The sequence below is a fragment of the Aeromonas sp. A600620 genome (assembly GCF_029479985.1).
GTDB lineage: Bacteria > Pseudomonadota > Gammaproteobacteria > Enterobacterales > Aeromonadaceae > Aeromonas > Aeromonas veronii_A.
The window spans coordinates 34,815-53,723 of sequence record NZ_JAAKXB010000012.1 but is presented as its reverse complement, the minus strand read 5'-3'; the positions used below and the strand labels follow the sequence as shown (position 1 = coordinate 53,723).

Here is an 18,909-nt window from a genome sequence, read left to right as displayed (position 1 = left end):
TCACGGGCAGAGAGCGCTAAAGGTTGGTGGTGTGAGCGTATTTCTACGATTGAGCTGGTTTTTCAAGGAGCAGTGGCCCCGTTATCTGGCTGCCATCTCCCTGCTGCTGATGGTGGCCCTGTTGACCGTTATTCCGCCCAAAGTGGTGGGCTGGGTGGTTGATGGCATCACCAAGGGCGGTCTCGACAATGGTACCCTGATGCGCTATCTGGCGGGGCTGTTTGGTCTGGGTGTGCTGATTTATCTGCTGCGCTACGTCTGGCGGGTGATGCTGTTCGGTGCCTCTTACCGTCTGGCCTATGTGTTGCGCAATCGCCTTTTCTGCCATTTCACCCGGATGAGCCCCGATTTTTATCAGCGCCACCGTACCGGCGATTTGATGGCCCATGCCACCAATGACATTCAGGCTGTGGAGATGACCGCTGGCGAAGGGGTACTGACTCTGGTGGACTCCATCATGGTCGGGGTATTGGTGCTCTCCATCATGTGCAGCCAGTACTCTTGGCAGTTGACGCTGGTCTCCTTGCTGCCGCTGCCGGTGATGGCCTATTTCATGAACCGCTTCGGCACCCAGATCTACACCCAGTTCAAGGCGGCGCAAGGGGCCTTCTCCAGGCTCAACAACAAGACCCAGGAGGCTCTTTCCGGCGTGCGGGTGTTGAAATCCTATGCGGTTGAATCGCTGGAAGATGAAGGCTTTGCCGAGCTGACCAAACAGGCGGGGGAGCGCAATATGGCGGTGGCCCGCATCGATGCCAAGTTCGATCCGGTCATCTACCTCTGTATCGGTTGCTCCTACTTCCTCGCGGTGGCGGGGGGCAGTGTGCTGGTGCTGCGCGATGAGCTGACTCTGGGTGAGCTCACCAGCTTCACCATGTACCTCGGCCAGCTGATCTGGCCGATGTTTGCCATCGCCTGGCTGTTCAACATCATCGAGCGGGGCAGCGCCGCCTACTCCCGTATCGAAAGCCTGCTGGGGGAGCGCAGCGATATCGAAGAGCCCGCCCAGCCGGCCGCGTTTACCTCTGCCTTTCCTTTGCAGATCAAAGGGGTGAGCTATCAACTTGAGCAGCGCACCCTGCTTGCGGATATCGACGTTACCCTCAAGCAAGGGGGGATGCTCGGGGTGGTGGGGCGCACCGGGGCAGGCAAGAGCTCCCTGCTCAAGCTGTTGATGCGCCTTGCCAATCCGACTCACGGTTCGATTGTCATGGGTGGCGTTCCGATTGACCAGTTGCCGCTCGCCACACTGCGCAGCCAGTTTGCCTATGTACCGCAGGAGCCATTCCTGTTTTCCACCACCATCGCTGCCAATATTGCCCTCGGCAAACCCGATGCGAGCCGCGAGGAGGTCGAACGGGTGGCACGCATTGCCTGTGTCCACGATGATATCGTGCGTTTCCCCAAGGGTTATGAGACCGAGGTCGGGGAGAAAGGGGTGACCCTCTCCGGCGGCCAGAAACAGCGGCTGGCCATTGCCCGCGCCCTGCTGCTGGATGCACCCATTCTGGTGCTCGATGATGCGCTCTCGGCGGTGGATGCCCACACCGAGCAGCAAATTCTGCATTCCCTCAAGGCCCATCGTCGCACCCTGATCCTGGTCAGCCATCGCATGACGGCGGTGGAGCAGGCCGACGAGATCCTGGTGCTGGAGCAGGGGGCCGTCAGCGAGCGGGGTCATCACGGTGCCCTGATGGCGCACAATGGTTGGTATGCAGATATGGTGCGTTATCAGCGACTCGAAGAAGCGGTGGAGGAGAGCCTGTGAATCCGACAATTAAACGACTGCTCGCTTACTGCGCCCAGTATCCTCGCTGGCTGATCCAGGCGGGGATCTGTTTGCTGCTCGCCACCGGCGCCGAAGTGGCCGGGCCGCTGCTGATCAAGCTCTTTATCGATGATTATCTGGCGCCTCGCAATATCGTGCTGCCCACCATTGCCCTGATTGCGGCGGGCTATCTGGGTTTGCAGGTGCTCTCGGCGGCGGGCTTCTATTTGCAATCCCTGCGCTTTAACCGCATCGCCCAGGCGGTGGTGCAAACCCTGCGCGAGCAGGTATTTGCCACCGCGATCCGGTTGCCGGCCCGCTACTTTGACAAGCATCGCTCTGGCTCGCTGATTTCCCGCATCACCAACGACACCGAGGCGATCATGAACCTCTATGTGCAGGTGATCGGCTTGCTGGTGCAAAAGGTGGTGCTGCTGTGCGGCATCCTCATCTCCATGGCGCTGCTGGATCTGCGGCTGATGCTGGTCTGCTCCCTGTTGCTGCCCGCCGTGGGCGGGGTGATGTGGCTCTACCAGAAACTGAGTGTGCCGGTGGTGCGAGCGACTCGCAGCCTGCTCTCCGACATCAACAGCCGCCTCAACGAGTCGCTGCAGGGGATGCCGGTCATTCAGGCGATGGTGCAGGAGCGCCACTTTGCCAACGCCTTTGCCGAGGTGAACCAGCAGCACTGGTCGGCACGGATCAAGAGCCTCAAGATCAACGGCATTTTGCTGCGTCCACTCATCGATCTCTTCTACATGATGGTGCTGATCGGCCTGTTGGCGCTGTTCTCCCATGAGGGGGTGAGCCACGCCGGTGCCATTCAGGTGGGGGTGCTCTACGCCTTTATCAGCTATCTGGGGCGGATGATCGAGCCGCTCATCGAGATGACCAATCAGCTCAACCAGCTGCAGCAGGCGATGGTGGCGGGAGAGCGGGTCTTTGCCCTGCTCGATGAAACCCGCGAGAGTACCGAGGGCGAGCTGCTCCCGCTGGAAGGGCGGGTCAGTTTCGAGCGGGTGAGCTTCTCCTACGATGGTGAGCAGCAGGTGCTGCGGGAGGTCAGCTTTGCCGCAAAACCGGGCCAGATGCTGGCGCTGGTGGGCCATACCGGCAGCGGCAAGTCCACCATTATCAGCCTGCTGATGGGCTTCTATCCGCTGGATCAGGGGCAGATCCGTTTCGATGATCACGCACTGGATACCCTGTCGCTGGCGGCGGTGCGCCGCAGCATCGGGCTGGTGCAGCAGGATCCTTTTATCTTCGTCGGCACCTTGGCGGAGAACCTGCGTCTCGGCCGCGCCGGCATAGATGACGCGCGGCTCTGGCAGGCGCTGAGCGAGGTGCAGTTGGCCGAGTTTGTGCGCAGCTTGCCACAGGGGATCAACACCTTGATGGAGGAGGGGGGCAAGAACCTCTCCGCCGGTCAGCGGCAACTGCTCTCCTTTGCCCGCGCGCTGGTGGGGGATCCGCGTATCCTCATTCTGGATGAAGCAACGGCGAGTGTGGACTCCCAGACCGAGCTGGCGCTGTCGCAGGCGATCTCTGCCGCCCGTCGTGGCCGCACCACCATCGCCATCGCCCACCGCCTCTCGACCATCGTCGATGCGGACGAGATCCTGCTGCTCTCCCGCGGTCAGGTGAGCGAGCGGGGTACCCATGGTGAGTTGATGGCCCTCGGCGGTCACTATGCCCAGCTGTTCGAGATGCAGAGTCAGGGGGCTTGGCTCGAAGAGAAGCGCGCCTGATCGGCACATTTGCTGTAACAGCGACATGAGCGAAAAGAGGGAACCGGTGCGGTTCCCTCTGTTTTTTTGGGTTGGGCAAAAGGTCGTAACCGTGATCCCTGTGCTTGTCGAATGGCGCAGATGCAGGCAACATGTTGTTTACATTAACTCATCGGATCAGTTCGCATATGGATTTGCAACGCTTCAAAGCCAATCTGGCGCTTCGGCTGTTTGCCTGGCGCTATATTCCCGTCATCGGGTTTTGTGCCCCGATCATCGAAGAGATGAACGCCAAGGCGCTGCGCATTCGCATTCCTCTTGGCTGGCGTACCCGCAACCACCTGGGCAGCATGTATTTTGGCGCGCTGGCGACCGGCGCCGATCTGGTAGGCGGTCTGCTGGTGATGGAGAAGGGGCGGCAGCGGCGCAAGAAGGTGCACTTCGCCTTCAAGGATGTGCAGGGGGAGTTTTTGAAACGACCGGAGGGGGATGTGCAGTTCGACTGCGCAGCGGGGGAGGAGATTGACGCCATGATCGACGAATCGCTGGCAAGCGGTCAGCGCATCAATCGCCCCATCCGGGTGGTAGCCACCTGTCCGTCATTGAACGGGGATGAGGCGATAGCGCGTTTTGTGCTGACCCTGTCGATCAAGGCCAGCTAGCGGGTTGCCGGAGAGTGGCTCCCCGAAACGGGTTTAGCCAATCTCCGGGCTGACGCCCTCTTTCACCACGACCTTCATGCCGTTGAAGTTGACCACCTGTTCGGCCACGATCTTGCAGCGCTTGCGGGTCTCGACCTGACCGTCCACCTCGACCAGCCCTTCGGCAACGAGGGCTTTGGCGGCGCCGCCACAATCGGCCCACCCCTGATGTTTGATAAGGTCACACAAGGCAACGAAGGGGTGACCTTCGAGCAGAAACGTCTCCATGGGAAATCCTCTAGATGGATGAATGCCGGATACAGCAGGGCGACTATTTTAGGCAGTTCGCTCAGGCAAAGAAAGGAAGAGGGGCCACTCGCTGCGAAAAAGTGGCCGATTGTCCTTGAGGTGGCGCTTTCGCAAGACCTGATGGAGAGGTGAGAGGGCCACCCGTGACGTATCGTGACGCACCTCGTCCCGGCTGGTGTGCCCACATTAGCCCCTGACTGTTAGGATCGGGCCACTCTCAATGGCCCAAGGAACTTTCCATGACACTCTCCCGCCTGCTGCTGGCATGCAGCGCCCTGACTCTGTGCGGTGTCGCGCAGGCCAGTACTCCGGTGCAGGTCTCGCTGCCCGGGGTCAATTTGCCCGCGTCCCATCAGGTGGAAGGGGCGCGCGCCTCGCTGCTCTACGGTCGGACCGGTCAGGTGAAGGGTATTGATCTGCCGATCTTCGCCCTCTCCGATGTGGATCAGTTCAGCGGCCTGCAGCTCGGGGTATTCCTGGGTGCTGGCCGGGTGCGCCACCAGTTTGGCGGGGTCGCCATCAACGCCATCAACTGGCACGAAGGGCAGGATACCGGCGTCAATCTGGGGTTGGTCAATCTGACCAACAATGTGCAGGGGCTCAACTGGGGGGCGGTCAATATCGCCAAGGGCAATGCGCTGGCCAACGTTGGCTTCGTCAACTATGCCGAGCGTACCACCTTCCAGATTGGCTTTATCAATGCGACCAAGCACCTCGATGGCTTGCAGATCGGGCTGGCCAACTATGCCGCCAACGGCGTGTTCCCCATTCTGCCGCTGGTGAACTTCCAGAAATCGTTCTGACAAGGCAGTTCGCTTTGCGTTAAAGGCATCTGCTGATTACCCTGTGCCTCTTGCAACTTGTGACAGGCGAACAGAGGTAATTGATGACGGCAGGGCAAATGAGTGCAATCGGGATCGGCTGGGATGTGCGTGGCTGGCAGGGCAGTGCCCAGGCGGTGGCCGTGGTGGGCTGGCAGGCCGACTCCAACCGCCTGCACTGGCTCGGGGTGTCGCCGCTGTTTCGTCTGAGCTCGCGGGTGGCGCCGGATCTGGCCGCCCTGCTGCGTCCCGCCCTGCAAAACGAGCTGACCCTGATGCAGGTAGAAGCCTTCCCGCAACTGGCGCTCGGCATCGATGCGCCGCTCGCCTTTCCCCGTGCCTTGCGGGATCTGCTCAACGGCCAGCCACATAGCTGTGCCGTGCCCGAACGGGAGATAGACAACCCCTACGCCTATCGCGACTGCGAGCGCTGGTTGTATCAGCAGTACGGCAAGAAGCCGCTGTCGGCCACCTTCGACCGGCTTGGCAACAACGCCACTCTGGCGCTCTCCATGCTGCCGCAGCTCTCTGATCTGCAACTGGTGCCGACCGTTGCCCCGAAGGCCAGTCGTGCCGTGCTGGAGGTCTATCCGGCATTGGCCAAAGTGGGCGGCAAGGCCTCCCCGGCACGGCCCGAGCTGGCGGCCTTACTGCCTGCGGACGTGCTGGTCGGCACCGATCGCTACGATGCGGCGCTCTGCGCCCTGATGGCGCTGCAATATGCCGCTGGTGGCAAGGTGGCGGTGTTGCCTGAGCTGGTTCAGCCACCCAGCGACATGCTGTGTGATGAGGGATGGCTCTATCACTTTGCCCGTCATGCTGTAGAGCACAACGGCATGTGACAACGGGGACGCGGCACATCATGGCGCCGCTCACCCTGTGGACGCGGGCCAAATGGCGCAAAAAACCTGTCTTTAGTCAGGAAATTGCCTGTTCATCCCGCGCCAAGGTGGCGCATCGTTATCTTCATCCGATATATTGCCCACCTTGCTGATCCTTTGCTGTGGTATTCCCGATGAAATCCGTTCTCTCTATTCAGTCCCACGTGGTCTTTGGTTGTGCCGGCAACAGCGCGGCTGTCTTTCCCATGCGTCGCCTCGGCATGGATGTATGGCCCATCAACACGGTGCAGTTTTCCAACCACACCCAATATGCCCAGGGGTGGCAGGGAATGGCGATGCCGGCGGGCCATATCAGTGCACTGGTGAACGGATTGGGCAATATCGAGGTGTTGAGCCAGTGTGATGCCGTGCTGAGCGGTTACCTTGGCTCCGCCGAACAGGGAGACGAGATCCTGACTGTGGTCAACGCCGTCAAGGCGGCCAACCCCGATGCCATCTACTTCTGCGACCCTGTGATGGGTCACCCGGAGAAGGGGTGTATCGTTGCCCCCGGCGTCACCCGTTTCCTGACCGAGCAGGCGCTGCCTGTGGCCGACATGATGGCCCCCAACCTGCTGGAGCTGGAGACCCTCTGTGATACCCATCTGGCTGATCTGGATCAGACCCGCGCGGCTGCCCATCAGCTGCTGGCCCGCGGCGTCAAGCTGGTGCTGGTCAAGCATCTCGGTCGTGCGGCGCAGGACTCCAGCCGCTTCGAGATGCTGCTGGCCACCCCGCAAGGGGATTACCTGATTGCCCGTCCGCTTTATGACTTTGCCCGCCAGCCGGTGGGGGTTGGCGATCTTATCAGCGCCCTGATGCTGGCGAATTTGCTGGCCGGCCACGATGCGGTCAGCGCGTTCGAGCGCACCAACGCCTCGGTGGATGCGGTGCTGCAAGAGACTTGGCGCCAGCAGGCTTACGAGTTGCAGCTGATCGCCGCGCAAGATGCGTTTGATTCGCCGAAGGTGGAGGTGCGAGCGGTGATACTGCCCTGATTGCTGCCATGTCTGAAGCAAAAGAGGTGAGCCATTGGCTCACCTCTTTTGTTTGTATCGCTCCCGGTTATGGGGTCAGCGGATCAACCCCTGTTCAGCCAGCCAGGCAAACAGCAGACGGGAGACGGGGGAGAGCTCATCGAGGTGAGTGCTGTCTAGCCAGCGCAGCTCGGCAATTTCGGCCGAAGCGATGGGGGTGCCGCTCGCTTCGCCGGTGTAGCAGCGCAGGCGCACCTCGACTCCTGCCGGCTTGCCATCGGCCTGGGCGCTGAACTCGCAGGCAAAGCGTAGGGTGTCGTGCAGCAGGGTGACGGCCAGCTCCTCCTCAATCTCGCGGATCAGGGCCGCCTCATCGCTCTCACCCGGTTCCCGTTTGCCGCCGGGGATGTAATAGATGTCCTTGCCGTGGGAGCGGGCGCAGAGCAGTTGCTGATCTTTAAAGGTGAGCCAGGCGAGTTTGTCGATCATCCGTTTTCTCTCCGATGGGGTTGCCGTGATGAGCCGGGCGCACTCAAGCGCACCGCTGTTTTGCATGCAGGCAGCCTAACAAAGATGAAGTTGAGTCCCAAGAAGAAAGAGGGGAGAGGCCGGAAACGCACTGTTTCCAGCGCGGTGACCGCGTAGCTGGAAGAGTGCGCACTAGCTGGTTCGCCACAGCCTTCTCGTCCCTAAAAAAGTAGACTGGCGCACACCACGACAGGGCCGGACTGGGCGAAGGCGGGGCCCTTGTGGTTTAATCTTGCCACTTTAGCGGTAGTGGGCGACGGGCCTGCTACCTTGCGTGGGCAAGATGCAGGTGAGCAAGATGCAGATAGCAGCAGAGAGCAAGTTTATCGGACTCGGGGTAGCGGGCAATTTCGCCGGTCATCTGGAGCAGGCGGGTGAAGCGTCGGATTTCGTGGCGGTTGTGGTGCGCGACACCACGGCGCCCAAGGCGTTGTTCCCCTTCTTCGTGCCCGGTCATCCGGGTCAGCTCGGGGTATTCCCGTTGAGCGACAAGGCTATCTTCCTGCCGGAGGCGGCGGTCAGTGGTGACGAGAAGGTGCAGATCGAGCCGGAAGTGGCCCTCTGGTGCGAGCTGGAGTATGCGGGCAAGCAGGTGGTGGCGATCCATCCCCGCGCCTTTGGCGCCTATAACGACTGCTCTATCCGTCGTCCCAACGCCAAGAAGATCAGCGAGAAGAAGAACTGGGGCGAAGAGAGCAAGGGGCTGGCGGCCAACCTGCTGCCGCTATCCGGTTTTGCCGCCGGCTGCGAGCTCGATGACTATCGCATCGCCTGCTATCTGGAGCGAGACGGTGAGCTGCACGCCTACGGGGTAGACAGCGCCGCCATCGACTACAGCTACTTCCATTGCAAGCTGCTCGACTGGGCCATCGACAAGTTCAACCATCAGCAGGATGAAGGGCCGGCGGAGCACATTCAGGGACTGCTGGCGCAGGCGGGGCATCCTCCCCACGCGCTCATCAGCATCGGTGCCACCCGTTATACCCCGTTTGGCGAGACCCACTTCCTCAAGCCTGGCGACACCTCCTGTGTGGTGGTCTATCCGGGCAGCCGCTACAGCGAAGCGGATATTCGCGAGGCGATCCGTACCCGCAGTTTTGGTGCCGATGTGTCGGTGCTGCTGCAGGCGGTGCATGCGCGCTAATCAGATTGGCCCGCGGGGAGGCCACAGCCATCCTGCTGGCTGCAACAAAGAGTCATTGATGAAGATTGATACTGCTACGCGGGCCGATTATCCGGCCCTGATCGAGTTGTGGGAGGCCTCGGTTCGGGCGACCCACCACTTCCTGCCCGAGGCCGAGATCCTCGCGCTCAAACCGCTTATTCTGGAGCACTACTTCGATGCAGTGACACTGCACTGTGCCCGAATGGAGGAGGGGCGCATTGCCGGTTTTTGCGGGCTATGTGATGGCAAGATAGAGATGCTGTTTGTGGCGCCGGCGGTGCGCAGCAGTGGCGTGAGTCGCCGGTTGGTGGAACATGCCATCAGCCAGTGTGGCGCGACGCTGGTTGACGTCAACGAGCAGAATGAGCAGGCGGTGGGTTTCTACCACAAGATGGAGTTCGTCGTGACGGGCCGCTCGCCGCTGGATGGCCAGGGCAAGCCCTATCCTTTGCTCCATATGGCGTTGCTGCCGCGATAGTCGTTCAAGTGTGATAATGAACGGGGGATGGCCTGCGCCATCCCCCGTTTTTGATCCTGCCGTTACTTGCTGGCGATCTTGCTGACCACCTTGATCAGCTGGTAGCGCAGGGAGGAGGCATCGGCCGGCACATTGGTAAGCTGCTCCTTGCTCACGGTGAGCTGATACTGGTAGCCCGGCTCGAACTGGAAACCCTCGATCTGCTGATAGAAAAGCGTCCAGGGCTGCTGCTCGTCGCTGCGCACCTGCATGCACTGCATCGGCCCGACCCCGACACAATCGACCAGCTGGCTGTTGATGTAGAGGGTCTCACCCTGTGGGGCCGCGGTGCCCTGACAGGCGGTGAGCAGCAGGGCGGCGCTGGCAAGCAGAGGTTTCATGGGGGACTCCTTCGAATTGAAAGGGGCATTAGAGCGATAAATAAAAAGGCGGTCAATGACCGCCTTTGTAACAAACCATGTTGATTCAGTTCATTAACGCTGATCAAGCGGCGTGAAATCCCGTTGCGGGTGGCCCACGTAGAGCTGGCGCGGGCGGCCAATCTTGCTATCCGGGTCGGAGTGGAACTCGTTCCAGTGAGCAATCCAGCCGATAGTGCGGGAGATGGCGAAGATCACGGTGAACATGTTCATCGGGATACCGATCGCCTTCATGATGATACCGGAGTAGAAGTCCACGTTCGGGTAGAGTTTCTTCTCGATGAAGTAGGGGTCGGAGAGCGCGATGCGCTCCAGCTCCATGGCCACGTCCAGCAGCGGATCCTTGATCTGCAGCTCGGTTAATACCTCGTGACAGGTTTCACGCATCACAGTGGCACGGGGGTCATGGTTCTTGTAGACACGGTGGCCGAAGCCCATCAGACGGAACGGATCGTTCTTGTCCTTGGCCTTGGCGATGTACTCGGGGATGCGATCCACCGAGCCTACCTCCTCCAGCATGCGCAGGCAGGCTTCGTTGGCACCACCATGGGCCGGACCCCACAGGGAGGCGATACCGGCGGCGATACAGGCAAACGGGTTAGCACCGGAGGAGCCAGCCAGACGGACGGTGGAGGTGGAGGCGTTCTGCTCGTGATCAGCGTGCAGGGTGAAGATGCGGTCCATGGCGCGCTCGACCACCGGATTGACCTTGTACTCCTCGGTCGGTACCGCAAACATCATATGCAGGAAGTTGCCTGCATAGGAGAGGGCGTTGCGCGGATGCATGAACGGCTGGCCGATAGAGTACTTGTAACACATGGCCGCCAGGGTCGGCATCTTGGAGATGAGGCGGAAGGCGCAGATCTCGCGGTGCTGTTCGTTGTTGATGTCGAGGGCGTCGTGATAGAAGGCAGAGAGTGCACCCACCACACCACACATGATGGCCATGGGGTGGGAGTCACGACGGAAACCACGGAAGAAGAAGGCAATCTGCTCGTGCACCATGGTATGGCGGGTCACGGTACGCTGGAAATCGGCAAACTGGGCCTTGGTCGGCGCCTCGCCGTAGAGCAGGATATAGCAGACTTCGAGATAGTTGGACTCTTTGGCCAACTGGGCGATGGGGTAACCACGGTGCAGCAAGACACCCTGATCCCCGTCAATGTAGGTGATGGCAGATTTGCAAGAACCGGTCGCCATAAAGCCCGGGTCAAAGGTGAAATACCCTTGCCCACCCAGCTTTCTAACATCGACAACATCAGGTCCAACGGTTCCAGAGAGGATCGGCAGTTCAACCGGATCTTTCCCGGGCAGGTGTAGGGTGGCTATCTTATCAGCCATAGCACGTCTCCTTTGCTCTTTATAATTTGGTTCCAGTCCTACTCTATTACGACTTTTATGACGCTGGCAAAGGTTGTTACCCATACCGAGGTGGCTGGAGCGCCCTATTTGAAACAGAGTTCCCTATCAATGTCAATTTTGCTGGGGCGGCATTAACGGCATTAATGGAATGTTAAATTAAATATGCGATCAAGTTTGCGGTTTTGTGTTTTCTTTGTAGCTGTTTGATTGTCTTCGTTTAAGGGCGTGGATATACTGCGCCACGTGGGTCATGGCTGCTGGTGTTTGAAACGCTTTGGCAAAGCCTGATGTGAAACCAAAAATTCGCGTTTTGGCTTTTTCAGAGTGTTTTGGTAACAAATAGCCAACAATCACCATCCCGTGCCCTCAAGTGTGAGTTAAAACAATAACTAACGTGCTCAATAGAGCTGAGTGGGCAAGCGTGAAAAACAAACAGAGACCGGTCAACCTCGACCTACAAACGATCAGCTTTCCTGTCACTGCCATCGCCTCCATCCTGCACCGTGTTTCAGGGGTCATTACCTTTGTGGCACTGGGCATCTTGCTGTGGATGCTTGGCACTTCACTCGCCTCTCCCGAAGGATTTGAGACAGTGGTGTCCATCATGGACAACTTCCTGGTCAAATTCGTGCTGTGGGGGATCCTGACTGCGCTGGCTTACCACATTGTGGGCGGTTTGCGTCATCTGGTCATGGACATGGGCTATTGGGAAGAGCTGGAATCCGGTAATCAGAGTGCCCGTGTGGCCTTCGTGATCACCGCGATCCTGGCTGTATTAGCGGGAGTGCTTGTATGGTAACCAATTCTGCAACTTTCGGGCGCAGCGGCGTTCACGATTACATCCTGATCCGCGCCACCGCCCTCATCATGACCTGCTATGTCCTCTATCTGGTGAGTTTTGTCGCGTTCAACGACATCACCTACGAGGTGTGGACAGGTTTCTTCGCCAATACCTTCACCAAGGTATTCACCCTGTTGGCCCTGCTCTGCGTACTGATCCATGCCTGGATCGGTCTGTGGCAGGTGTTGACCGACTATATCAAGCCGGTAGGGCTGCGCGGGGCGCTGCAATTTGCCCTGGTCGTGGTGCTGTTTGTCTATCTGATGACGGGTTTCGTCGTGCTGTGGGGTGTGTAAGGTGACTATTCCAACTCGTGAATTTGATGCTGTGGTGATTGGTGCCGGTGGTGCCGGTATGCGCGCCGCGCTGCAGATTGCCCAGTCCGGCAAGAGCTGCGCTCTGTTGTCCAAGGTTTTTCCAACCCGTTCTCACACTGTTTCCGCTCAGGGCGGGATCACGGTTGCGCTGGGCAATGCCCACGACGACAACTGGCAGTGGCACATGTATGACACGGTAAAAGGTTCCGATTACATCGGTGATCAGGAAGCCATTGAATACATGTGCAAAACCGGTCCCGAGGCTATCTATGAGCTGGAGAACATGGGCTTGCCCTTCTCCCGTTTCGATAACGGGTCTGTCTACCAGCGTCCGTTTGGTGGTCAGTCCAAGAATTTCGGTGGCGAGCAGGCTGCTCGTACCGCAGCGGCCGCCGACCGTACCGGTCACGCCCTGCTGCACACCCTCTATCAGCAGAACGTCAAGAACAAGACCACCGTCTTCTCCGAGTGGTATGCGCTGGATCTGGTGAAGAACCAGGATGGCCATGTGGTGGGTTGTACCGCCATCGATATGGAGAGCGGTGAAGTCGTCTACTTCAAGGCCAAGGCCACCGTGCTGGCGACTGGCGGTGCCGGTCGTATCTACCAGTCCACCACCAACGCCCACATCAACACTGGTGACGGCGTCGGCATGGCGCTGCGTGCCGGCGTCGGCGTGCAGGACATGGAGATGTGGCAGTTCCACCCGACCGGCATCGCCGGGGCAGGGGTGCTGGTAACCGAAGGCTGCCGTGGTGAAGGCGGCTATCTGCTCAATAAAGATGGCGAGCGCTTCATGGAGCGTTACGCCCCGAACGCCAAGGACTTGGCCGGCCGCGACGTGGTGGCCCGCTCCATTATGATCGAGATCCGTGAAGGCCGTGGCTGCGACGGTCCCTGGGGCCCGCACATCAAGCTCAAGCTGGATCACCTCGGCAAAGAGGTGCTGGAATCCCGTCTGCCGGGGATCTGCGAGCTCTCTCGCACCTTCGCCCACGTGGATCCGGTCAAAGAGCCGATCCCGATCATCCCGACCTGCCACTACATGATGGGTGGCGTGCCGACCAACGTGAATGGCCAGTGCCTGACCCAGGACAAGAACGGCAACGATGTGCCGGTGGTCGGTCTGTTTGCGGTGGGCGAGATTGCCTGCGTCTCGGTGCACGGCGCTAACCGTCTGGGTGGCAACTCCCTGCTGGATCTGGTGGTGTTCGGCCGCGCGGCCGGCATGCATCTGGTCAACACTCTGGGCGAGATGGAACATGGTCGCGATGCCTCTGAGTCGGATCTGGATGCCGCACTGGCCCGCTTCAACCGCTGGGAAAATTGCCGTGACGGGGAAGACCCGGTGCAGATCCGCAAAGACCTGCAGCGCTGCATGCAGAACAACTTCTCCGTGTTCCGCGAAGGGGCTGCGATGGCAGAGGGGCTGGCCGAGCTCAAGGTTATCCGCGAGCGCCTCAAGTCAGCCCGTCTGGATGACACCTCCAAAGAGTTCAACACCCAGCGCATCGAGTGCCTGGAGCTGGACAACCTGATGGAGACGGCGTTTGCCACGGCGGTTGCCGCCAACTTCCGTACCGAGAGTCGCGGTGCTCACTGCCGCTTCGACTTCCCGGATCGCGACGATGAGAACTGGCTGTGCCACAGCCTCTATCATCCGGACACCGAGTCCATGACCCGTCGTGCTGTCAACATGTCACCCAAGACCCGTGAGGCGTTCCCGCCCAAGGTTCGGACTTACTGATTGCGGAGCCAGCCCTATGAACGTCACATTCTCTGTCTACAGATACAATCCGGATGTTGATAACGTCCCCCATATGAAGGATTATCATCTTGATATTCCTGAAGGTTCCGACATGATGGTGCTCGATGCACTGATCCAGTTGAAAGAGCTGGATCCCACGCTTGCCTTCCGCCGCTCCTGCCGCGAAGGGGTTTGTGGATCTGACGGTCTCAACATGAATGGCAAGAACGGTCTTGCCTGCATCACCCCGCTCTCCGATTTGCTGAAGAAGGGCAACAAGGTCGTTATCCGCCCCTTGCCCGGCCTGCCGGTGATCCGTGATCTGGTGATCGACATGACCCAGTTCTACGCCCAGTGGGAGAAGGTCAAACCCTTCCTCATCAATGAAGACAAGTTGCCGCCGGTGCGTGAGCACCTGCAATCCCCCGAAGAGCGTGCCAAGCTGGATGGCCTGTACGAGTGTATTCTTTGTGCCTGCTGCTCCACCTCTTGCCCCTCCTTCTGGTGGAACCCCGACAAGTTCATCGGTCCGGCCGGGCTGCTTGCCGCCTACCGCTGGCTGGCTGACAGCCGCGACACCGCGACCACCGAACGGCTGGGTAATCTGGACGACGCCTTCAGCGTGTTCCGCTGCCACGGCATCATGAACTGCGTGAACGTCTGTCCGAAAGGCTTGAACCCGACCAAGGCGATTGGCCAGATCAAGTCGATGTTGCTCAATCGGGCTGTTTAGTATTTGGGCCGGCCCTGTGCTGGCCCGACTTCCGGATAGCCATCCCACCCGTGGCAGGATGGCTGTTTGAACCCTACAAGCTGCGTAGCAGTAACAAGAAGTACAAGGGATAGAAATGCATAACGGCGTGATGAAGGCCTGGTTGGAGTCATCTCACCTGGCTGGTGCGAATGCAAGCTATATCGAGGATTTGTACGAATCCTTCCTGGAAAATCCTGACTCCGTGTCCGACGAGTGGCGCAGCCTGTTTAGCGAGCTGCCCCAGGTCAATGGCCATGCGGTTGAACAACCCCACTCCCAGGTCCGCGATTATTTCCGTCGTCTGGCCAAGGATCCCTCTCGCTACAGTGCCCCCGTCTCCGATCCGCAAGTGGATGCCAAGCAGGTGCGGGTATTGCAGCTGATCAACGCCTTCCGTTTCCGTGGTCACCAGAATGCCAATCTGGACCCGCTGGGCCTGTGGCAGCGTGAAACCGTTGCCGAACTGGATCCTGCGTTTCACAACCTGCAGGGCGCAGATATGGAGGCCACCTTCAATGTGGGCTCCTACGCCATCGGTCGCGAGACCATGGTGCTCTCCGACCTCTACGCCTCGCTGAAGAAGACCTATTGCGGCAGCATAGGCGCCGACTACATGCACCTCACCTCCACGGAAGAGAAGCGCTGGCTGCAACAGCGTCTCGAATCCATTGAAGGGAAGGGGAGCTACACCCTCGAAGAGAAGACCCGTTTCCTCGAGAGCCTGACCGCCGCCGAAGGGCTGGAGAAATATCTGGGCGCCAAGTTCCCGGGAGCCAAGCGCTTCTCGCTGGAAGGTGGCGACGCCATGATCCCCATGCTCAAGGAGCTGATCCGTCGCGCCGGTGAGCAGGGCTGCAAAGAGGCCGTTATCGGTATGGCACACCGCGGTCGTCTCAACGTGCTGATCAACGTGCTCGGTAAACGTGCGCAGGATCTGTTCGACGAGTTTGCCGGCAAGCACGGCGAATCCTGGGGTACCGGTGATGTGAAGTACCACATGGGCTTCTCTTCCGACTTCGCCACCCCGGGCGGCAACGTCCACCTGGCGCTCGCCTTCAACCCCTCTCACCTCGAAATCGTCAACCCTGTGGTCATCGGCTCGGTCCGTGCCCGTATGGATCGTCGCGGTGACAAGGATGGCTCCAGCGTGTTGCCCATCACCATTCACGGTGACTCGGCCATGGCCGGTCAGGGCGTGGTGGCCGAGACCTTCAACATGTCCCAGACCCGCGCCTATGGTGTCGGCGGGACGGTGCGCATCGTCATCAACAACCAGGTGGGTTTCACCACCTCCTATATCCGTGACCTGCGCTCCACCGAATATTGCACCGACATCGCCAAGGCGGTGCAGGCGCCGGTGCTGCACGTCAACGGGGATGATCCGGAAGCCGTGGTGCTGGTGACCCAGATTGCACTGGATTACCGCAATACCTTCAAACGCGACGTGGTGATCGAGCTGGTCTGCTACCGTCGTCACGGTCACAACGAAGCGGATGAGCCGAGCGCGACCCAGCCGCTGATGTACCAGAAGATCAAGCAGCACCCGACTCCACGCAAGATCTACGCCGATCAGCTGGTGGCTGAGGGGACCCTCGCTCAGGAGCGGGCGACCGAACTGGTCAACGAGTATCGCGAAGCGCTGGATCGCGGCGAGCGGGTGAGCAAGGAGTGGCGGCCGATGGAACTGCACTCTGTCGACTGGACCCCTTATCTCGGTCACGACTGGAACATGGCCTATGAGAGTGCCGTGCCGATGGATCACCTCAAAGCCCTTGGCGAGCGGGTGAGCCAGTATCCGGCTACCCATGTGCTGCAGCGCCAGGTCGAGAAGATTTACGAAGACCGCCGTCTGATGGCCGCCGGCGAGAAGCTGGTGGATTGGGGCTTTGCCGAGACCCTGGCCTACGCCACTCTGGTGGACAAGGGGTCCCGCATCCGTTTTACCGGTGAAGACTCCGGCCGTGGCACCTTCTTCCATCGCCACGCCGTGCTGCACAACCAGACCGACGCCAGCACCTACACCCCGCTGTGCAACCTGCACGACGAGCAGGGGCCGTTCGAGATTTACGACTCGGTACTGACCGAGAACGCGGTTCTGGCTTTTGAATATGGCTACGCCAGTGCCGAGCCGGCCGGCCTCACCATCTGGGAAGCCCAGTTCGGCGACTTCGCCAACTGCGCCCAGGTCGTGGTGGATCAGTTCCTCTCCTCCGGCGAGCAGAAGTGGGGGCGGATGTGCGGCCTGACCATGTTGCTGCCGCACGGTTACGAAGGGCAGGGGCCGGAGCACTCCTCCGCCCGTCTGGAGCGTTATCTGCAGATGTGTGCCCAGCACAACATGCAGGTGTGCGTGCCCTCTACCCCGGCACAGGTATTCCACATGCTGCGTCGTCAGGTAGTGCGTCCGATGCGCCGTCCGCTCATCGTGATGACGCCCAAATCCCTGCTGCGCCACCCGCTGGCGGTGAGCAAGCTTGAAGAGCTGGCGGAAGGTACTTTCCAGAATGCCATTGGCGAGATCGATGCGCTGGATCCGAAAGCAGTCAAGCGTGTGGTGTTCTGCTCCGGCAAGGTCTACTACGACCTGCTCGATGCCCGTCGCAAGGCGGAGCAGCAAGATGTGGCACTGGTGCGGATCGAGCAGCTCTACCCCTTCCCGGAAGAGGAAGTGCGCGCCATTCTGGCCGATTACAGCCATGTCACCGACTTTGTCTGGTGTCAGGAAGAGCCGCAGAACCAGGGCGCCTGGTACTGCACCCGTCACCACTATGATGGCGTGTTGCCAGCCGGTGCCACCCTGCGTTATGCCGGTCGCCCTGCGTCCGCCTCGCCAGCGGTTGGTTACATGTCCGTCCATGCCAAGCAGCAGAAAGCCTTGGTGGAAGATGCTCTTACTTTGGCCTAAGCCCTGAACAAGAAGTAACAAGGAACTGATTTGATGACTATCGAAATCAAGGTACCGGATCTGCCGGAATCAGTGGCCGATGCCACTATCGCCACCTGGCACAAAAAACCGGGCGATCTGGTCGCCCGTGACGAAGTACTGGTCGACATCGAGACCGACAAGGTGGTGCTGGAAGTGCCGGCCCCGCAAGCGGGTGTGCTGGGGGATATTCTGCAAGGGGAAGGGGCGACCGTGTTGTCCCGTCAACTGATTGCCATCCTCACCGCCGCCCCGGTAGCGGGTGAAGAGACCAAAGAGAAACCGGTTGAAGCTGTTGCTGATGATGGCGCCGATGGCCTGAGCCCCTCGGTGCGTCGCCTGATTGGCGAGCATGACATCGACGTTGCCAAGCTGACCGGTACCGGCAAGGGCGGTCGCATCACCAAGGATGATGTGGAAGCCTACATCAAGGCGCTGAGCAAGCCTGCCGCAGCCGCGCCGGTAGCTGCTGCTCCGGTCGCACCGGTTGCCGCGCTGGCTGGTCGCAGCGAGAAGCGGGTGCCGATGACCCGTCTGCGCAAGCGCATCGCCGAGCGTCTGCTGGAAGCGAAAAACACCACCGCCATGCTGACCACCTTCAACGAGGTCAACATGAAGCCCATCATGGATCTGCGCAAGCAGTACGGCGAGATCTTCGAGAAGAAGCACGGCATCAAGCTCGGCTTCATGTCCTTCTACGTGAAGGCGGTAGTGGAGTCCCTCAAGCGCTATCCGGAAGTGAACGCCGGGCTGGATGGTGACGACATCGTCTACCACAACTACTTCGACGTCAGCATCGCCGTCTCCACCCCCCGTGGTCTGGTGACCCCGGTACTGCGCGATTGCGACAACATGAGCCTGGCCGACATCGAGAAGGCCATCAAGGATCTGGCGGGCAAGGGCCGCGACGGCAAACTGACCGTTGATGAGCTGACTGGCGGCAACTTCACCATCACCAACGGTGGTGTGTTCGGCTCCCTGATGTCCACCCCGATCATCAACCCGCCCCAGAGCGCCATTCTGGGCATGCACAAGATCCAGGATCGCCCGATGGCCGTTGACGGCAAGGTCGAGATCCTGCCGATGATGTACCTGGCCCTCTCCTACGATCACCGTCTCATCGACGGGCGCGAATCGGTAGGCTTCCTGGTCTCCGTCAAGGAGCTGCTGGAAGATCCGACCCGCCTGCTGCTGGACGTCTGAGCAACCAACTGAAAGATAACGAGGGGCCCCCGAGGCCCCCACTCACAG

The 18,909-nt window shown here is 60.0% G+C and carries 19 protein-coding genes; 14 read left to right on the top strand and 5 right to left on the bottom strand.

Features of this window, described 5'->3' with window-relative positions; genetic code table 11:
• The first annotated feature begins 31 nt into the window (after positions 1–31).
• The 3 genes from G5533_RS14940 (at position 32) to G5533_RS14930 (ending at position 4,157) form a co-directional block, all read left to right on the top strand.
• The gene (locus G5533_RS14940; protein ID WP_421255434.1) at positions 32–1,768 is read left to right on the top strand and encodes an ABC transporter transmembrane domain-containing protein; all 1,737 of its coding nucleotides are present in this window, start codon (positions 32–34) and stop codon (positions 1,766–1,768) included.
• Positions 1,765–3,516 carry an ABC transporter transmembrane domain-containing protein gene (locus G5533_RS14935; protein WP_441254974.1) on the top strand — a complete coding sequence of 584 codons (1,752 nt, stop codon included), beginning with the start codon at positions 1,765–1,767 and terminating at the stop codon, positions 3,514–3,516. Before G5533_RS14940 ends, G5533_RS14935 begins: the two co-directional genes overlap by 4 nt.
• 167 nt (positions 3,517–3,683) lie before the next feature.
• The gene (locus tag G5533_RS14930; protein ID WP_421329982.1) at positions 3,684–4,157 is read left to right on the top strand and encodes a DUF4442 domain-containing protein; all 474 of its coding nucleotides are present in this window, start codon (positions 3,684–3,686) and stop codon (positions 4,155–4,157) included.
• Between the two features lie 33 nt (positions 4,158–4,190).
• Here the strand turns inward: G5533_RS14930 and ybcJ are convergent, their stop codons facing one another.
• Positions 4,191–4,424: a ribosome-associated protein YbcJ gene (gene ybcJ, locus G5533_RS14925; RefSeq protein ID WP_005361116.1), complete on the bottom strand. Its 234-nt coding sequence runs from the start codon at positions 4,422–4,424 to the stop codon at positions 4,191–4,193.
• A 260-nt stretch (positions 4,425–4,684) separates the two neighbouring features.
• Here ybcJ and G5533_RS14920 point away from each other — a divergent pair, with 260 nt between their 5' ends.
• The 3 genes from G5533_RS14920 (at position 4,685) to pdxY (ending at position 7,145) form a co-directional block, all read left to right on the top strand.
• Entirely contained in the window at positions 4,685–5,248 is a 564-nt protein-coding gene (locus G5533_RS14920; RefSeq protein WP_005352548.1) for a VC2662 family protein, read from the top strand.
• A gap of 83 nt (positions 5,249–5,331) precedes the next feature.
• Positions 5,332–6,108: a DUF429 domain-containing protein gene (locus tag G5533_RS14915; protein WP_441254972.1), complete on the top strand. Its 777-nt coding sequence runs from the start codon at positions 5,332–5,334 to the stop codon at positions 6,106–6,108.
• A 173-nt stretch (positions 6,109–6,281) separates the two neighbouring features.
• A complete protein-coding gene (gene pdxY, locus G5533_RS14910; RefSeq protein WP_441254970.1) occupies positions 6,282–7,145 on the top strand; it encodes a pyridoxal kinase PdxY in 864 nt (287 codons plus the stop codon).
• A 75-nt stretch (positions 7,146–7,220) separates the two neighbouring features.
• On the opposite strand, the gene G5533_RS14905 is transcribed toward pdxY, so the two are convergent.
• The gene (locus G5533_RS14905; RefSeq protein WP_216978908.1) at positions 7,221–7,613 is read right to left on the bottom strand and encodes an NUDIX hydrolase; all 393 of its coding nucleotides are present in this window, start codon (positions 7,611–7,613) and stop codon (positions 7,221–7,223) included.
• Between the two features lie 337 nt (positions 7,614–7,950).
• Here G5533_RS14905 and G5533_RS14900 point away from each other — a divergent pair, with 337 nt between their 5' ends.
• Together G5533_RS14900 and G5533_RS14895 are read left to right on the top strand one after the other, a co-directional pair.
• Positions 7,951–8,796, top strand: a complete 846-nt coding sequence (locus G5533_RS14900; RefSeq protein WP_216978907.1) for a DUF5718 family protein — start codon at positions 7,951–7,953, stop codon at positions 8,794–8,796.
• A 58-nt stretch (positions 8,797–8,854) separates the two neighbouring features.
• The gene (locus tag G5533_RS14895; RefSeq protein ID WP_441254969.1) at positions 8,855–9,295 is read left to right on the top strand and encodes a GNAT family N-acetyltransferase; all 441 of its coding nucleotides are present in this window, start codon (positions 8,855–8,857) and stop codon (positions 9,293–9,295) included.
• 62 nt (positions 9,296–9,357) lie between these two features.
• Here G5533_RS14895 and G5533_RS14890 read toward each other — a convergent pair whose 3' ends face one another.
• The 3 genes from G5533_RS14890 to G5533_RS14880 all read right to left on the bottom strand — a co-directional run bounded on the left by G5533_RS14890 (position 9,358) and on the right by G5533_RS14880 (position 11,433).
• Positions 9,358–9,675 (bottom strand): DUF4377 domain-containing protein, encoded by a 318-nt coding sequence (locus tag G5533_RS14890; RefSeq protein ID WP_337072881.1) that lies wholly within the window; start codon positions 9,673–9,675, stop codon positions 9,358–9,360.
• A gap of 93 nt (positions 9,676–9,768) precedes the next feature.
• The gene (locus tag G5533_RS14885; RefSeq protein WP_005346116.1) at positions 9,769–11,055 is read right to left on the bottom strand and encodes a citrate synthase; all 1,287 of its coding nucleotides are present in this window, start codon (positions 11,053–11,055) and stop codon (positions 9,769–9,771) included.
• A gap of 189 nt (positions 11,056–11,244) precedes the next feature.
• Complete coding sequence (locus tag G5533_RS14880) at positions 11,245–11,433, bottom strand: hypothetical protein (protein WP_005346115.1); 189 nt, start codon at positions 11,431–11,433, stop codon at positions 11,245–11,247.
• A gap of 64 nt (positions 11,434–11,497) precedes the next feature.
• Here G5533_RS14880 and sdhC point away from each other — a divergent pair, with 64 nt between their 5' ends.
• From sdhC to odhB, 6 genes are all read left to right on the top strand, one after another.
• Positions 11,498–11,875 carry a succinate dehydrogenase cytochrome b556 subunit gene (sdhC, locus tag G5533_RS14875; protein ID WP_005346101.1) on the top strand — a complete coding sequence of 126 codons (378 nt, stop codon included), beginning with the start codon at positions 11,498–11,500 and terminating at the stop codon, positions 11,873–11,875.
• Positions 11,869–12,213 (top strand): succinate dehydrogenase, hydrophobic membrane anchor protein, encoded by a 345-nt coding sequence (gene sdhD / locus G5533_RS14870; protein WP_216953466.1) that lies wholly within the window; start codon positions 11,869–11,871, stop codon positions 12,211–12,213. The genes sdhC and sdhD overlap by 7 nt, the downstream gene beginning before the upstream one ends.
• A 1-nt stretch (position 12,214) precedes the next feature.
• Positions 12,215–13,981 (top strand): succinate dehydrogenase flavoprotein subunit, encoded by a 1,767-nt coding sequence (gene sdhA / locus G5533_RS14865; protein ID WP_013723668.1) that lies wholly within the window; start codon positions 12,215–12,217, stop codon positions 13,979–13,981.
• A gap of 16 nt (positions 13,982–13,997) precedes the next feature.
• Positions 13,998–14,714, top strand: a complete 717-nt coding sequence (locus G5533_RS14860; RefSeq protein WP_216978904.1) for a succinate dehydrogenase iron-sulfur subunit — start codon at positions 13,998–14,000, stop codon at positions 14,712–14,714.
• A gap of 115 nt (positions 14,715–14,829) precedes the next feature.
• A complete protein-coding gene (sucA, locus tag G5533_RS14855) occupies positions 14,830–17,640 on the top strand; it encodes a 2-oxoglutarate dehydrogenase E1 component (protein ID WP_441254968.1) in 2,811 nt (936 codons plus the stop codon).
• Positions 17,641–17,673: 33 nt separating this feature from the next.
• Positions 17,674–18,861 (top strand): 2-oxoglutarate dehydrogenase complex dihydrolipoyllysine-residue succinyltransferase, encoded by a 1,188-nt coding sequence (gene odhB, locus G5533_RS14850; RefSeq protein ID WP_159163741.1) that lies wholly within the window; start codon positions 17,674–17,676, stop codon positions 18,859–18,861.
• Positions 18,862–18,909 lie beyond the last annotated feature (48 nt).

Bases quoted from the DNA above. Each gene is read 5' to 3' on its own strand.
- G5533_RS14930 (WP_421329982.1), top strand. From the start codon at position 3,684: ATGGATTTGCAACGCTTCAAAGCCAATCTGGCGCTTCGGCTGTTTGCC.
- ybcJ (WP_005361116.1), bottom strand. From the start codon at position 4,424: ATGGAGACGTTTCTGCTCGAAGGTCACCCCTTCGTTGCCTTGTGTGAC.
- G5533_RS14920 (WP_005352548.1), top strand. From the start codon at position 4,685: ATGACACTCTCCCGCCTGCTGCTGGCATGCAGCGCCCTGACTCTGTGC.
- G5533_RS14915 (WP_441254972.1), top strand. From the start codon at position 5,332: ATGACGGCAGGGCAAATGAGTGCAATCGGGATCGGCTGGGATGTGCGT.
- pdxY (WP_441254970.1), top strand. From the start codon at position 6,282: ATGAAATCCGTTCTCTCTATTCAGTCCCACGTGGTCTTTGGTTGTGCC.
- G5533_RS14905 (WP_216978908.1), bottom strand. From the start codon at position 7,613: ATGATCGACAAACTCGCCTGGCTCACCTTTAAAGATCAGCAACTGCTC.
- G5533_RS14900 (WP_216978907.1), top strand. From the start codon at position 7,951: ATGCAGATAGCAGCAGAGAGCAAGTTTATCGGACTCGGGGTAGCGGGC.
- G5533_RS14895 (WP_441254969.1), top strand. From the start codon at position 8,855: ATGAAGATTGATACTGCTACGCGGGCCGATTATCCGGCCCTGATCGAG.
- G5533_RS14890 (WP_337072881.1), bottom strand. From the start codon at position 9,675: ATGAAACCTCTGCTTGCCAGCGCCGCCCTGCTGCTCACCGCCTGTCAG.
- G5533_RS14885 (WP_005346116.1), bottom strand. From the start codon at position 11,055: ATGGCTGATAAGATAGCCACCCTACACCTGCCCGGGAAAGATCCGGTT.
- G5533_RS14880 (WP_005346115.1), bottom strand. From the start codon at position 11,433: ATGGTGATTGTTGGCTATTTGTTACCAAAACACTCTGAAAAAGCCAAA.
- sdhD (WP_216953466.1), top strand. From the start codon at position 11,869: ATGGTAACCAATTCTGCAACTTTCGGGCGCAGCGGCGTTCACGATTAC.
- G5533_RS14860 (WP_216978904.1), top strand. From the start codon at position 13,998: ATGAACGTCACATTCTCTGTCTACAGATACAATCCGGATGTTGATAAC.
- sucA (WP_441254968.1), top strand. From the start codon at position 14,830: ATGCATAACGGCGTGATGAAGGCCTGGTTGGAGTCATCTCACCTGGCT.
- odhB (WP_159163741.1), top strand. From the start codon at position 17,674: ATGACTATCGAAATCAAGGTACCGGATCTGCCGGAATCAGTGGCCGAT.